The organism is Pseudomonas sp. RC2C2, assembly GCF_018390435.1.
GTDB classification, from domain to species: domain Bacteria; phylum Pseudomonadota; class Gammaproteobacteria; order Pseudomonadales; family Pseudomonadaceae; genus Aquipseudomonas; species Aquipseudomonas donghuensis.
The window spans coordinates 2,321,516-2,334,939 of the sequence record NZ_JAHBAX010000001.1; the positions used below are offsets into that span (position 1 = coordinate 2,321,516).

Consider the following 13,424-nt stretch of genomic DNA (forward strand, 5'->3'; position numbering starts at 1 on the left):
GATCAACGTTTTTGAGTGGTGTACTGTATAAAAAAACAGTATAGGTGCACCATGGTTGCTCCAGCTCCCCTGCGCGGTCGTGGCACCGCCAGCAACCCCCACAACCGCTTCGCCCCCAACCGTTCGGTGGCCGAGGACGACGGCTGGTACCAGGAAGTGCCCCTGACCCAGGGCACCGAAGTGCGCAGCGAAACCGCCAAGAGCATCATCACCCGCAACAACTCGCCCGACCTGCCCTTCGACCGTTCGATCAATCCCTATCGCGGCTGCGAGCATGGTTGCATCTACTGCTATGCCCGGCCCAGTCACGCCTACTGGGACCTGTCGCCCGGGCTGGACTTCGAAACCAAGCTGATCGCCAAGACCAACGCCGCTGCTGTGCTCGAACAGCAATTGAGCAAGCCTGGCTATATCTGCGCGCCGATCAACCTGGGGTCCAACACTGACCCCTATCAACCCATCGAACGCGAGCAACAGCTGACCCGGCGCCTGCTGGAGGTGCTGCTGCGTTATCGCCACCCGGTCACCATCGTCACCAAGGGCTCACTGATTTTGCGTGACCTGGACCTGCTCGCCGAACTGGCCCGGCAGCGTCTGGTGCAGGTGATGATCAGCCTGACCACCCTGGACGACGAACTCAAGCGCACCCTCGAGCCGCGGGCGGCAGCGCCCAAGGCACGGCTGCGGGCGATCCGGGTGCTGACTGAGGCCGGTGTTCCGGTGGGCGTGTTGTGTTCGCCAATGATCCCGATGATCAATGACAGTGAACTGGAGCACCTGCTCGAGGCCGCCAAAGCCAATGGGGCACTGAGCGCTGCCTACATGATGCTGCGTCTGCCGCTGGAGGTGGCGCCGCTGTTCGAGCAGTGGCTGCAGGACCATTATCCGCAACGGGCCAATCATGTGCTCAGCCTGATCCGCCAGAGCCGCGGCGGTGAGTTGTACGACAGCCGCTTTGGTGCGCGCATGCGCGGTGAAGGGGTATTTGCCGAGTTGCTGGCGCAACGCTTCAGCAAGGCGATCCGCCGCCTGGGGCTGAACCGGCGCGAAGGCTACGCGCTTGATTGCAGTGCGTTTTGCCCTCCTGGCGGGCAGATGTCACTGCTCTGATTTTCAATAATGGGTATTGGCCATTAATGTTTTTTTGATATTATCCGGACAACTCTTTGAATCTCTGGAACGCCCGTACTAGAGCCTCGCAATTCAGTTTGAGTTAAGTTTCGCCGAGTAGCGTAGGAATTCAGCCAACAACGGATGTGATTGTTGGCGCGCGTATTTCATCCAACTGTCATACGCCGTTTGAATCATCAACCCGGTAAAATGGACTTAACCTAAAACCGTCAAAGAGGATGAATCATGCCCGTCAAGGACCCATCCAAGGCCGTCCCGGAAGCCCCAGCCGAGAGCGCCGATGCTGCCCTGAAGCATATCGTCGACGGCTTTCTGCGGTTCCATCATGACGTTTTTCCCGAGCAGCAGGAGCTGTTCAAGAAACTCGCCACCGCACAAACGCCCCGTGCGATGTTCATCACCTGTGCCGACTCGCGCATCGTGCCCGAGCTGATCACCCAGAGCTCCCCTGGCGACCTGTTCGTCACCCGCAACGTCGGTAACGTCGTGCCACCTTACGGGCAGATGAACGGCGGTGTGTCCACCGCCATCGAATACGCCGTGCTGGCCCTGGGCGTGCACCACATCATTGTCTGTGGACACTCCGATTGCGGTGCCATGCGCGCGGTGCTCAACCCGCAGAGCCTGGAGAAGATGCCGACGGTCAAGGCCTGGCTGCGCCATGCCGAAGTTGCCCGCACGGTGGTCGAAGACAACTGCTCCTGTGGCAGCGAGCATGAAACCATGCAGGTGCTGACCAAGGAAAACGTCATCGCCCAGCTGCACCACCTGCGCACCCATCCGTCGGTGGCCTCGCGCCTGGCGGCTGGCCAGTTGTTTATCCACGGCTGGATCTACGACATCGAAACCAGCCAGGTCGAAGCCTACGACGCGGCAAGCGACAGCTTCCTGCCGCTTGCCGAAGGCCAGCCGATCCCCTGCGCAACCCCGAGAGGACGCTACTAAGCGTCCCTGACACCCCAAAACGCTGATTGACGGCTGCACCTGACGGGTGCGGCCTTGGTCATCGGCTGCCTTGAATTTCCCTGACGGCCTTGCCGGCACTGTGCTGGCGGTGCGCGCCTGCGCGCGTGTCAGGGGGTGTACCAGCGGCCATTGGAATGGCCATCAAACGTGAGAGAAGGAGTGACACGGTGAACACGACACAAGTAAAAGCGGCATTGCCGCGTGAGTTGCTGGCCTCAGTGGTGGTGTTTCTGGTTGCCTTGCCCTTGTGCATGGGTATTGCCATTGCCTCGGGCATGCCGCCGGCCAAAGGCCTGATCACTGGGATTGTCGGCGGTATCGTGGTTGGCTGGCTGGCCGGCTCGCCGTTGCAGGTCAGCGGCCCGGCGGCCGGCCTGGCGGTGCTGGTGTTCGAGTTGGTGCGCCAGCATGGTGTGGCGATGCTTGGCCCGATCCTGCTGTTGGCCGGCCTGTTGCAACTGCTCGCCGGGCGTTTGCGCCTGGGCTGCTGGTTCCGGGTAACGGCGCCGGCGGTGGTATACGGCATGCTCGCGGGCATCGGCGTGCTGATTGTTTTGTCCCAGGTGCATGTGATGTTCGACAGCGCCCCGCAGCCCTCGGGCCTGGCCAACCTGTTGGGCTTTCCGGCAACCCTGGGCCAGGCGCTGCCACTGGAGCGCCCGGGCAATGGCTGGCAGGCCGGTGCGCTTGGGCTGGGCACCATCGCCATCATGTGGGGTTGGGAACGCTTGCGCCCGCAGTCGCTGCGTTTCGTTCCGGGGGCCTTGCTTGGCGTGGCCTTGATGACCGTGATCAGCATCTGGCTGACGCTGCCGGTGAACCGGGTCGAAGTGCCGGCGAATCTCAGCGAAGCCATCGACTGGCTGCGCCCGGCTGACCTGCTCAACCTCGCCGACCCGAACCTGTTGGTCGCCGCCTTCGCCCTGGCCTTTATCGCCAGCGCCGAAACCCTGCTCTCTGCCGCTGCGGTCGATCGCATGCATAACGGCCAGCGTTCGGATTTTGACCGTGAATTGTCGGCTCAGGGGTTGGGCAACATGCTTTGCGGTGTGCTCGGTGCGCTACCGATGACCGGGGTGATCGTGCGCAGTTCGGCCAATGTCCAGGCCGGTGCGCAGACTCGCTTGTCGGCAATCCTGCATGGCGTCTGGTTACTGGCCTTCGTGGTGGTGTTGAGCAGCGTGCTGCAGCAGATTCCGGTAGCGAGCCTGGCAGGTGTGCTGGTGTATACCGGGGTCAAGCTGGTGGACTTCAAGGCCTTTCGCGGGCTGGGCCGATATGGACGCATGCCGATGTTCACGTATGCGGCGACGGCGTTGGCGATCATCTTCACCGACCTGCTCACCGGCGTGTTGCTCGGTTTTGCCCTGACGCTACTGAAGCTGGCGCTCAAGGCCGCACGCCTGAAGATCAGCGTGGCCAGCCTGGACCAACCGGGCCATCTGGAACTGCGTTTGAGCGGCGCGGCGACCTTTCTCAAGGTGCCCGCGCTGGCCCAGGTGCTTGAAGGCATTCCACCCGCGACCACCCTGCATGTGCCGCTGGCCAACCTCAGCTACATCGACCACTCCTGCCTGGAACTGCTCGAAGACTGGGGGCGTGCCAATGCCGGCAAGGGTTCGCGCCTGCTGATCGAACAGCGGCGGCTCAAGCGCCGGGTCGAGGGGCGAGTACGGACGACGGCGGGGTTGGGGGCCTGATCTGGATTGAGCGGTGTTGCCATCGCTGGCAATGCCAGCTCCCATACCTCGCTCAGGCTCTGCACTGAACCGGTGGGAGCCGGCTTTGCCGGCGTTGCTGGCGCATCAGCCTCAAGCGGATTGATCCAGCTCCAGGCCCACACCCAACTGCCGCGACAGGCATGGCCAGCGCTTCCAGGCGGCACCGGTATCCGGGCTGCTGAGCTTGTCGCGATACTGCTCGACCGACTCCAGGGCAAAGCTCTGGTCATTGAGCATCTCATCCACCGAGTGGTGCACCACTTCATCCAGCTGGTTGGCGAATGCCTCGCCGATCAACTGGTGGGCGATCAGGTTGGCCACGGTAGTGTCCAGCGGGATCAGCGGTTGATTGAAGTGCTTGATGTACAAATCGTTAACTTCTTCCACCAGGCGGTGGGCCAGGTAGGCCTCGTCCAGCAGGCAGCCCAGGCCCAGGTGGGTAGTGGTGATGGCGGGCGGTTGCAGGAAGTACTGCTCGGCGATTTTCAGCACCGGTTTGATCTGCGACTCGATGCCGGCTTCGCGGGCAACGTCATTGGCCGCTTCCAGCAGTTCTGGAACCTGGTCGATATAGGCGCCGACGAAACGGGCCAGAGCGCCTTGGGCATCGGCCTCTGGCAGATGGATCGAAGGGTGCAGGTGTGGCAGCTGTTTTTCGAGTTGCTGTTTCAGTTGGCCGGTTTCGGTCTCATGTTGACGGGCACGGGTGATCTGCTCGCGCAAAGCGGCGATGTTCATGACAACTCCAGGGTAAAGGCGTGACAAACGGAAGACATAAGGTAGCTCGGTTCTGAAAATGGCTAAGACGCATTTGGCATAACCATTAATAAATTAATATTCGGCGATTATATCGAAGTGCCATCATTGTGCTCCAGGCCAGGTAATCCGTGGCTTTGCGCGCAAACGTTCAACTTCTGTTGATGATTTCCCCGCGCGCATTGCCAGGCCGGGGTCGCTGTCTATACTCCGGTTTGAAAGTGATTCGCTGATGAGGCCCGACTGCAGTTCGCAGGGGCTCGGTCGTCGAAGTTCGCAGTCTTGGCCACCGTACCCTTAGCCGTAGGTCCACGCCTCCGGGATAACAAGAACGATAAGGGGAACCCGCAATGATGCGACATCCACATGTCTGGATGGGCCTCCTGTTGTGGTCGGTATTCGGTCAGGCGCACGCCGCCTGGACCGTGAACATGGCGCCAGGGGCGACTGAAGTCAGCAACGCAGTGTTCGACCTGCACATGACCATCTTCTGGATCTGCGTGATCATCGGCCTGGTGGTCTTTGGCGCAATGTTCTGGTCGATGATCATCCACCGTCGTTCTACCGGCCAGCAGCCCGCGCACTTTCACGAGCACACCTGGGTCGAGATCATGTGGACGGTGGTGCCGTTCCTGATCCTGGTGGCCATGGCCATTCCGGCGACCAAGACCCTGATCGATATCTACGATGCCAGCGAGTCGGACGTCGACATCCAGGTCACCGGCTACCAGTGGAAGTGGCATTACAAATACCTGGGGCAGGACGTCGAGTTCTTCAGCAACCTGGCCACCCCCGCCGATCAGATCCACAACAAGTCACTCAAGGACGAGCACTACCTGCTCGAAGTCGACCAGCCACTGGTGCTGCCGGTGGGCGCCAAGGTGCGCTTTCTGGTAACCGCCGCCGACGTTATCCATTCCTGGTGGGTGCCGGCCTTTGCGGTCAAGCGCGATGCCATCCCCGGCTTCGTCAACGAAGCCTGGACCCGGGTCGAGAAGCCCGGCATCTACCGCGGCCAATGCACCGAGCTGTGCGGCAAGGACCATGGGTTCATGCCGGTGGTGGTTGAGGTCAAGTCCAAGGCTGACTACGACACCTGGCTTGGCGAGCGCAAGGCCGACGCGGCCAAGCTCAAAGAGCTGACCAGCAAGGAATGGACCCTGCAAGAGCTGATCGAGCGCGGCGACAAGGTCTATCACACCACCTGCGTGGCCTGTCACCAGGCCGAAGGCCAGGGCCTGCCGCCGATGTTCCCGGCGCTCAAGGGCTCGAAGATCGCCACCGGGCCGAAGGAAGCTCACCTGAGCATCGTCTTCCACGGCAAGCCGGGCACGGCCATGGCCGCCTTCGGCAAGCAGCTTTCGGAAGTCGATATCGCCGCCGTGGTGACCTACGAACGCAACGCCTGGGGCAACAACAAGGGCGACATGGTCACGCCAAAAGACGTGCTGGCGATCAAACAGGCAGAAAGCAAATGAGCCGGGTTGATGCGTATCCGCGCCCCAGCCACCGGACTGCAGGAGACAGGACATGAGCGCAGTGATCGACGACCACAGCCAAGGTCATGAGCACGCCCACGGACCGGCCAAGGGCCTGATGCGCTGGGTGCTGACCACCAACCACAAAGACATCGGCACCCTGTACCTGTGGTTCAGTTTCACGATGTTCCTGCTTGGCGGCTCGTTCGCCATGGTCATCCGCGCCGAGCTGTTCCAGCCCGGGCTGCAGATCGTCCAGCCGGAGTTCTTCAACCAGATGACCACCATGCACGGCCTGGTGATGGTCTTCGGTGCGGTGATGCCAGCCTTCGTCGGCCTGGCCAACTGGATGATCCCGCTGATGATCGGCGCGCCGGACATGGCCCTGCCGCGGATGAACAACTTCAGCTTCTGGCTGCTGCCGGCGGCTTTCCTGCTGCTGGTCTCGACCCTGTTCATGCCCGGCGGCGGACCGAACTTCGGCTGGACCTTCTATGCGCCGCTATCGACTACCTACGCGCCGGAAAGCGTGACCTTCTTCATCTTCGCCATCCACCTGATGGGCATCAGCTCGATCATGGGCGCGATCAACGTCATCGCCACCATCCTCAACCTGCGTGCCCCGGGCATGACCCTGATGAAAATGCCGCTGTTCGTCTGGACCTGGCTGATCACCGCCTTCCTGCTGATTGCGGTGATGCCGGTGCTGGCGGGCGTGGTGACCATGATGCTGATGGACATCCACTTCGGCACCAGCTTCTTCAGCGCCGCCGGCGGTGGTGACCCGGTGTTGTTCCAGCATGTGTTCTGGTTCTTCGGCCACCCCGAGGTGTACATCATGATCCTGCCGGCCTTCGGCGCGGTCAGTTCGATCATCCCGGCGTTCTCGCGCAAGCCGCTGTTCGGTTACACCTCGATGGTCTACGCCACCGGGGCGATCGCCTTCCTGTCGTTTATCGTCTGGGCCCACCACATGTTCGTGGTCGGCATTCCGGTGGTTGGCGAACTGTTCTTCATGTACGCCACCATGCTGATCGCGGTGCCCACCGGGGTGAAGGTGTTCAACTGGGTCAGCACCATGTGGGAAGGCTCGTTGACCTTCGAGACGCCGATGCTGTTCGCCATCGCCTTCGTCATCCTCTTTACCATCGGCGGTTTTTCCGGGCTGATGCTGGCCATCGCCCCGGCGGATTTCCAGTACCACGACACCTACTTTGTGGTGGCCCATTTCCACTATGTACTGGTGCCCGGGGCAATCTTCGGCATCTTTGCCTCGGCCTATTACTGGCTGCCGAAATGGACCGGGCACATGTATGACGAAACCCTGGGCAAGCTGCACTTCTGGTTGTCGTTCGTGGGCATGAACATGGCCTTCTTCCCCATGCATTTCGTTGGCCTGGCCGGCATGCCACGGAGGATTCCGGACTACAACCTGCAGTTCGCCGACTTCAACATGGTCTCGTCGATCGGCGCCTTTACCTTCGGCGCCACGCAGATTTTCTTCCTGTTCATCGTCATCAAGTGCATTCGCGGCGGTGTACCGGCGCCGGCCAAACCCTGGGAGGGTGCCGAAGGGCTGGAGTGGTCGGTGCCGTCTCCGGCGCCCTATCACACCTTCCAGACCCCACCGGAAGTGAAATGAACGGCTCAGGCCCGAGGATGCAACCATGAGTGAAGGGACCTCGCTCAAGCGCCTGGTGTGGCGGCTGATGCTGCTGACCGTGGTGATGTTCGCCTTCGGTTTTGCCCTGGTGCCGATCTACGATGTGATGTGCAAAGCCTTCGGCATCAATGGCAAGACCGGCGGGCAGTATCAAGGCACCCAGGTCAGTGACATGAACCGCACGGTGAAGGTGCAGTTCATGTCGACCAACGCCAGCGACATGGTCTGGGAGTTCTACTCCACCGCCGACCAGATCGACGTCAATCCGGGGGCGGTCAACCAGATGGTGTTCATCGCCCGCAACCCGACCGACAAACCCATGAGCGCCCAGGCCATTCCCAGCATCACCCCGGCCGAGGCGGCGGCGTACTTCCACAAGACCGAATGCTTCTGCTTTACCCAGCAGGTGCTGCAGCCGGGTGAGCGCATTGAAATGCCGGTGCGCTTCATCGTCGACCGCGACCTGCCCAAGGATGTGAAACACCTGACGCTGGCTTACACGCTGTTCGATATCACCGCTCGCCACCCGCCGGTTGCACACCTGGCGGACCCGGTTGCACAGGGCGCCCGATAAGGAGAACACCACGATGGCTTCCCATGAGCACTATTACGTTCCGGCGCAAAGCAAGTGGCCGATCATTGCCACGGTCGGCATGTTCATCACGGTGTTCGGCCTGGGCACCTGGTTCAACGACCTCAAGGCCGGGCGGCCGGAGTCCCACGGGCCGTGGATTTTCTTCTTTGGCACGCTGTGCCTGGCCTACATGCTGTTCGGCTGGTTTGGCACGGTGGTCAGGGAAAGCCGTGCCGGGCTCTACAGCCCACAACTGGACCGCACGTTTCGCTGGGGCATGTCGTGGTTCATTTTCTCCGAGGTGATGTTCTTCATCGCCTTTTTCGGCGCGCTGTTCTATGTGCGCAACCTGGCCGGGCCGTGGCTCGGTGGTGATGGCGCCAAGGGCGTGGCGCACATGCTCTGGCCGAACTTCGAGTTCGCCTGGCCGCTGCTCCAGACCCCGGACCCGAAGCTGTTTCCGCCGCCCAAGGAGATCATCGACCCCTGGCACCTGCCGTTGATCAACACCATTTTGCTGGTCAGCTCCAGTGTCACGGTAACCATCGCCCACCATGCCTTGCGCAAGAATCACCGCGGGCCGCTAAAGGCCTGGCTGGCATTGACCATTCTCCTTGGCCTGGGCTTCCTGGTACTGCAGGCCTACGAGTACCACGAGGCCTATACCGAGCTGGGGCTGACCCTGGGTTCGGGTATCTACGGCGCAACCTTCTTCATGCTCACGGGGTTCCACGGTGCCCACGTGACCATGGGCACCCTGATTCTGTTCGTGATGCTGGTGCGGATCATGCGTGGGCACTTCAACGCCGACAAACACTTCGGCTTCGAGGCCGCCAGCTGGTACTGGCACTTTGTCGACGTGGTCTGGGTGGGGCTGTTTATCTTCGTTTACGTGCTGTAGCCGGGTTCAGAACGGCGCGTGGGACACCAACTGGCCGCTGTAGAACCCCCAGGTCACCAGGGCCAGGGTCAAGGCGGCCAGGGTGACCCGAACAGTGAGGGCCTTAAGCAGGCGAGTCGACTGTCCGTCGTCCTTGACCAGAAAGAACAGGCCACTGAACAGGCTGGCGATGGTCGCCAACAGCATCAGGACAATCGCGGCTTTGAGCATGGCGAAACTCCGGGGGGATGCAGTGATGAGTACAAGTATAGCGATTGACCTTTCGAGGGCCCGGTGAAGCGCTTTCGCCCCGGCATCGTGCCGACCCTGGTGGTGTTTTTGCTGCTGCCGGGGTTGATTGCGCTCGGCTGCTGGCAGCTCGGGCGGGCCGAGCAGAAACGCCAGCTGCTGCAGGTCTACGCCGAGCGCAGTGCCAGCGATGCGGTCGGCAGTGCGCAGTTGCTGCAGAGTGCAGATCCGGCCTTTCGCCGTGTGCATCTATATGGCCAATTCGATAGTCAACACAGCCTGCTGCTGGATAACCGCATGCGCGACGGTCAGGTCGGCGTCGAGCTGCTGCAACCCTTTCTCGACCAGGCCAGCGGCCTGTGGCTGTTGATCAATCGTGGCTGGCTGCCCTGGCCGGACCGGCGCATTGCGGTGCAGTTCAGCACGCCTGAGCACCCCTTGAGCCTGGACGCTTCGGTGTACGTTGCTGCGGGCGCGACCTTTCAATTGCATGCCGACCCGCAGGGGGGCAACTGGCCGCGGCTGATCACCGCCAGCGACGCCAGCACGCTGTGGCCGCAACTGGGCCGCGAAGGTTTTGCCCATGAGTTGCGCCTGGAAGCCGGCCCGGCCAGTTATCGACGGGATTGGCCGGTGGTCGCCCTGGGCCCGGAAAAACACCTGGGTTACGCCGTGCAGTGGTTTGCCCTGGCGTTGGCGCTGGTGCTGCTCTACCTCTACTTCGGCTGGCATAACAACAAGGAGAAACAGCATGGGAGCCGTCACAAGTCCACTCAACATGTCTGAAGGCAAGGCGCCGCGCAGTCGTGCGCGCGGGCGTCTGCAACTGCTGCTGATCCTGCTGGTGGTTCTCGGCCCGATGATCCTTGCCACCAGCATGTACAAACTCAAATTCTGGGTACCCGACAGCCGTAGTTACCACGGTGAAATGATCGGCAACGGCCAGACCCGCGCTGACCTTGGGGTGAGCGCTGAGGAAGGGCGCTGGCAATTGCTGGTGAGTACGCCCAAGGACTGTGGGCTGGACTGCCAGCAACTGGTGTACCTGGCCCGGCAGATCCAGATCGGCCTGGGCCGTGATGCCAGCCGCGCCAGTCATGCCCTGGCCGCCGCCCAGCCATTGGCCAGTGACTACCAGGCCAAGCTGGATCGCGAATACCCGCAATTGCAACGCTACCCCCTGGACGTGTCGCGCTACGGAACAGTCAGCCAGGGCAAACAGGATGCCCAGCTGTGGATCATCGACCCACACGGCAATCTGGTGCTGCGCTATGACGCCAGGGTCAAGGGCAAGGACTTGCTCAACGACCTGCGCCACTTGCTCAAGCTGTCCAACATCGGGTAGGACATCGCCATGGCCAGACCTGGATTTCGCCTCGCCGTCTTCGCCACCTTGCTGGCACTGGTTGTCGTCCTGCTCGGTGCCTATACCCGCCTGACCCACGCCGGCCTGGGCTGCCCGGACTGGCCGGGCTGCTATGGCTTCATCAGCGTGCCCAAGACCGAAGCACAGCTGGCCCATGCCGAGCGGCACTTTCCCGACACTCCGGTAGAGGCGCACAAGGGCCGCAACGAGATGGTCCATCGCTACTTTGCCGGCACCCTGGCCCTGGTGATCAGCCTGCTGGCCTTGCAGGCCTGGCGCCGTCATGGACGCGATGGCCAGCCTTATCGCCTGCCTCTGCTGTTGCTCGGCGTGGTACTCGCCCAGGCGGCCTTCGGCATGTGGACGGTGACCCTCAAGCTTTGGCCGCAGGTGGTCACGGCACATCTATTGGGCGGCTTTGCCACCTTGAGCCTGTTGTTCCTGCTCAGCCTGCGCCTGTCTCGAGTCCTTGCGCCCTTGCCCAAGCTGCCGTTGAGCGTACGCCGGGTGGCGGCGCTGGGGTTGCTGGTGGTGATCGGCCAGATCGCCCTGGGTGGCTGGGTCAGCGCCAACTACGCGGCAGTCGCCTGTATCGACCTGCCGACCTGCCATGGCCAGTGGTGGCCGCAGGCGGACTTTGCCAACGGCTTTCACCTGACCCAGCACATCGGTCCCAATTACCTCGGCGGCCAGCTCGACAGCGATGCACGCACGGCGATTCATATGAGCCACCGCCTGGGTGCCTTGCTGGTGACCGCGGTCATGCTGACCCTGAGCTGGAAGCTGCATCGCCATGGTTTGCGCAGGCTGGCCGGGTTGGTACTGCTGGTGCTGGCAGTGCAGGTGAGCTTGGGGATCAGCAACGTGCTGTTCCACCTGCCGCTGGCCGTGGCCGTGGCCCACAACGCCGGTGGCGCCTTGCTGTTGCTGAGCATGGTGCTGGTCAATTACCGCATTCGCCTGGTTGCCCAGGCCAAAGTCCGTCGGGTCAGCCAGGGCTGGCGCCTGACCCCGCTGGCTAGCGGCGGAGTCGTTCATTATCTGGGAGATAATTCATGGCGACGCTTCTGAGCGAGCGCAGGCTGCAAGCAGGCTGGCGCGATTACCTTGAGCTGACCAAGCCCAAGGTGGTGGTGCTGATGCTGATCACTTCGCTGGTCGGCATGTTTCTCGCCACCCGTGCCGGAGTGCCGTGGACCATCCTGCTGTTCGGCAACCTTGGCATCGCGTGTTGCGCCGGTGGCGCTGCGGTGGTCAACCATGTGGTGGACCGGCGCATCGACGCGCTGATGGCGCGTACGCACAAGCGCCCGATTGCCGAAGGCCGGGTGACGCCGGCGGCAGCCCTGACCTTTGCCCTGTTGTTAGCGACACTGGGCATGGCCCTGCTGCTGGTATTCACCAACGCCCTGACCGCCTGGCTGACCCTGGCCTCGCTGCTCGGCTACGCGGTGATCTACACCGGCTTTCTCAAGCGCGCCACGCCGCAGAACATCGTTATCGGCGGCCTGGCGGGTGCTGCGCCGCCACTGCTGGGCTGGGTGGCGATCAGCGGGCATATCAGCGCCGAGCCATTGCTGCTGGTGCTGATCATCTTCGCCTGGACGCCGCCGCACTTCTGGGCCCTGGCCATTCACCGCAAGGAGGAGTACGCCAAGGCTGATATTCCCATGCTGCCGGTGACCCACGGCGAACACTACACCAAGGTGCATATCCTGCTGTACACCCTGGTGTTGCTGGCGGTCAGCCTGCTGCCCTACGCCATCCACATGAGCGGCCCGTTATACCTGGCCTGCGCCCTAGCCCTGGGCGGGCGCTTCCTGCAGTGGGCCTGGGTGTTGTACCGTGGCAGTCGGCCGCACGCGGCGATCAAGACCTTCAAGTACTCTATCTGGTACCTGTTGCTGCTGTTCATCGCGCTGCTTGTTGACCACTACCTACTGTTGAACCTATGACTCGAACCCAGAAAACCGTCTTTATTCTCGTTGCCCTGGTCGCCGTGATCCTCGGGCTTACCGTCAACAAGGTGCTCAACGGCCGCAGCGAAGGCAACCCGACCGAGCTGATCGATGCCGGCATCATCCTGCTGCCACAGAGCCGCACCGTGCCTGCCGTGGAGATGACCGACGAGCAGGGGCAGCCAGTGGTAATGGACCAGCTCAAGGGCAAGTGGTCGCTGCTGTTTTTCGGCTACACCTTCTGCCCGGACATTTGCCCGACCACCCTCGCCCAGCTGCGCCAGGTGAAAAGCGAGCTGCCCAAAGAGGCGGTTGAGCGGTTGCAGGTGGTGTTGGTCAGTGTCGACCCGAACCGCGATACCCCGGCACAGCTGAAGCAGTACCTGGGCTATTTCGACAAGGATTTTCGCGGGGTCACCGGCTCGCTGGAGAACATCCAGAAGCTGGCCAATGCGGTGAGCATTCCGTTTATTCCGGCCGATACCAGCAAGCCGAACTACACGGTCGATCACAGCGGAAACCTGGCGCTGCTGGGGCCGGATGGCAAGCAGCGCGGGTTTATCCGGGCGCCGTTCAACAACCAGAAGCTGGTTGCTCAATTGCCGGGATTGGTTAAACGCGACTGAAAAGCATCGCTGGCAAGCCAGCTCCCACAAGGTCCTGTGGGAGCTGGCTTGCCAGC

The 13,424-nt window shown here is 62.0% G+C and carries 14 protein-coding genes; 12 read left to right on the forward strand and 2 right to left on the reverse strand.

Features of this window, described 5'->3' with window-relative positions:
* Window positions 1-51 precede the first annotated feature (51 nt).
* From KHO53_RS10835 to KHO53_RS10845, 3 genes are all read left to right on the forward strand, one after another.
* Complete coding sequence (locus tag KHO53_RS10835) at window positions 52-1,110, forward strand: PA0069 family radical SAM protein (protein ID WP_010222654.1); 1,059 nt, start codon at window positions 52-54, stop codon at window positions 1,108-1,110.
* A gap of 246 nt (window positions 1,111-1,356) precedes the next feature.
* A complete protein-coding gene (locus KHO53_RS10840) occupies window positions 1,357-2,076 on the forward strand; it encodes a carbonic anhydrase (protein WP_010222653.1) in 720 nt (239 codons plus the stop codon).
* A gap of 155 nt (window positions 2,077-2,231) precedes the next feature.
* Complete coding sequence (locus tag KHO53_RS10845; protein WP_213570282.1) at window positions 2,232-3,797, forward strand: SulP family inorganic anion transporter; 1,566 nt, start codon at window positions 2,232-2,234, stop codon at window positions 3,795-3,797.
* Window positions 3,798-3,908: 111 nt separating this feature from the next.
* Here the strand turns inward: KHO53_RS10845 and KHO53_RS10850 are convergent, their stop codons facing one another.
* A complete protein-coding gene (locus tag KHO53_RS10850; protein ID WP_010222650.1) occupies window positions 3,909-4,556 on the reverse strand; it encodes a hypothetical protein in 648 nt (215 codons plus the stop codon).
* 368 nt (window positions 4,557-4,924) lie between these two features.
* Here KHO53_RS10850 and coxB point away from each other — a divergent pair, with 368 nt between their 5' ends.
* Genes coxB through KHO53_RS10870 form a run of 4 tightly spaced genes read left to right on the forward strand, consistent with a single transcriptional unit; the run spans window position 4,925 to window position 9,190 of the window.
* A complete protein-coding gene (gene coxB / locus KHO53_RS10855; protein ID WP_213570283.1) occupies window positions 4,925-6,052 on the forward strand; it encodes a cytochrome c oxidase subunit II in 1,128 nt (375 codons plus the stop codon).
* Window positions 6,053-6,104: 52 nt separating this feature from the next.
* On the forward strand, window positions 6,105-7,694 hold the full coding sequence (gene ctaD / locus KHO53_RS10860; protein WP_010222647.1) for a cytochrome c oxidase subunit I: 1,590 nt from the start codon (window positions 6,105-6,107) through the stop codon (window positions 7,692-7,694).
* Window positions 7,695-7,719: 25 nt separating this feature from the next.
* Window positions 7,720-8,289 (forward strand): cytochrome c oxidase assembly protein, encoded by a 570-nt coding sequence (locus tag KHO53_RS10865; protein ID WP_010222645.1) that lies wholly within the window; start codon window positions 7,720-7,722, stop codon window positions 8,287-8,289.
* 13 nt (window positions 8,290-8,302) lie between these two features.
* Window positions 8,303-9,190 carry a cytochrome c oxidase subunit 3 gene (locus KHO53_RS10870; RefSeq protein ID WP_010222644.1) on the forward strand — a complete coding sequence of 296 codons (888 nt, stop codon included), beginning with the start codon at window positions 8,303-8,305 and terminating at the stop codon, window positions 9,188-9,190.
* Window positions 9,191-9,196: 6 nt separating this feature from the next.
* Here KHO53_RS10870 and KHO53_RS10875 read toward each other — a convergent pair whose 3' ends face one another.
* A complete protein-coding gene (locus tag KHO53_RS10875; protein WP_010222642.1) occupies window positions 9,197-9,400 on the reverse strand; it encodes a twin transmembrane helix small protein in 204 nt (67 codons plus the stop codon).
* Between the two features lie 63 nt (window positions 9,401-9,463).
* Between KHO53_RS10875 and KHO53_RS10880 the strand changes: the two genes are divergently transcribed.
* From KHO53_RS10880 to KHO53_RS10900, 5 genes are read left to right on the forward strand one after another with little or no spacing between them, the layout of a single operon-like run.
* A complete protein-coding gene (locus KHO53_RS10880; protein ID WP_213570284.1) occupies window positions 9,464-10,204 on the forward strand; it encodes an SURF1 family protein in 741 nt (246 codons plus the stop codon).
* Complete coding sequence (locus KHO53_RS10885; protein ID WP_026001287.1) at window positions 10,170-10,763, forward strand: PA_0111/PP_0108 family redox-active disulfide protein; 594 nt, start codon at window positions 10,170-10,172, stop codon at window positions 10,761-10,763. Before KHO53_RS10880 ends, KHO53_RS10885 begins: the two co-directional genes overlap by 35 nt.
* 9 nt (window positions 10,764-10,772) lie before the next feature.
* Window positions 10,773-11,855 carry a COX15/CtaA family protein gene (locus KHO53_RS10890; RefSeq protein ID WP_213570285.1) on the forward strand — a complete coding sequence of 361 codons (1,083 nt, stop codon included), beginning with the start codon at window positions 10,773-10,775 and terminating at the stop codon, window positions 11,853-11,855.
* Window positions 11,840-12,739, forward strand: coding sequence for a heme o synthase (cyoE, locus tag KHO53_RS10895; RefSeq protein ID WP_010222637.1), 900 nt, complete (start codon window positions 11,840-11,842; stop codon window positions 12,737-12,739). The genes KHO53_RS10890 and cyoE overlap by 16 nt, the downstream gene beginning before the upstream one ends.
* Window positions 12,736-13,368 (forward strand): SCO family protein, encoded by a 633-nt coding sequence (locus tag KHO53_RS10900; protein WP_010222636.1) that lies wholly within the window; start codon window positions 12,736-12,738, stop codon window positions 13,366-13,368. The genes cyoE and KHO53_RS10900 overlap by 4 nt, the downstream gene beginning before the upstream one ends.
* The last annotated feature ends 56 nt before the right edge of the window (window positions 13,369-13,424 follow it).

Coding starts and splice junctions, on each gene's coding strand:
- KHO53_RS10835 (WP_010222654.1), top strand. CDS start 52: ATGGTTGCTCCAGCTCCCCTGCGCGGTCGTGGCACCGCCAGCAACCCC.
- KHO53_RS10840 (WP_010222653.1), top strand. CDS start 1,357: ATGCCCGTCAAGGACCCATCCAAGGCCGTCCCGGAAGCCCCAGCCGAG.
- KHO53_RS10845 (WP_213570282.1), top strand. CDS start 2,232: ATGGCCATCAAACGTGAGAGAAGGAGTGACACGGTGAACACGACACAA.
- KHO53_RS10850 (WP_010222650.1), bottom strand. CDS start 4,556: ATGAACATCGCCGCTTTGCGCGAGCAGATCACCCGTGCCCGTCAACAT.
- coxB (WP_213570283.1), top strand. CDS start 4,925: ATGATGCGACATCCACATGTCTGGATGGGCCTCCTGTTGTGGTCGGTA.
- ctaD (WP_010222647.1), top strand. CDS start 6,105: ATGAGCGCAGTGATCGACGACCACAGCCAAGGTCATGAGCACGCCCAC.
- KHO53_RS10865 (WP_010222645.1), top strand. CDS start 7,720: ATGAGTGAAGGGACCTCGCTCAAGCGCCTGGTGTGGCGGCTGATGCTG.
- KHO53_RS10870 (WP_010222644.1), top strand. CDS start 8,303: ATGGCTTCCCATGAGCACTATTACGTTCCGGCGCAAAGCAAGTGGCCG.
- KHO53_RS10875 (WP_010222642.1), bottom strand. CDS start 9,400: ATGCTCAAAGCCGCGATTGTCCTGATGCTGTTGGCGACCATCGCCAGC.
- KHO53_RS10885 (WP_026001287.1), top strand. CDS start 10,170: ATGGGAGCCGTCACAAGTCCACTCAACATGTCTGAAGGCAAGGCGCCG.
- KHO53_RS10890 (WP_213570285.1), top strand. CDS start 10,773: ATGGCCAGACCTGGATTTCGCCTCGCCGTCTTCGCCACCTTGCTGGCA.
- cyoE (WP_010222637.1), top strand. CDS start 11,840: ATGGCGACGCTTCTGAGCGAGCGCAGGCTGCAAGCAGGCTGGCGCGAT.
- KHO53_RS10900 (WP_010222636.1), top strand. CDS start 12,736: ATGACTCGAACCCAGAAAACCGTCTTTATTCTCGTTGCCCTGGTCGCC.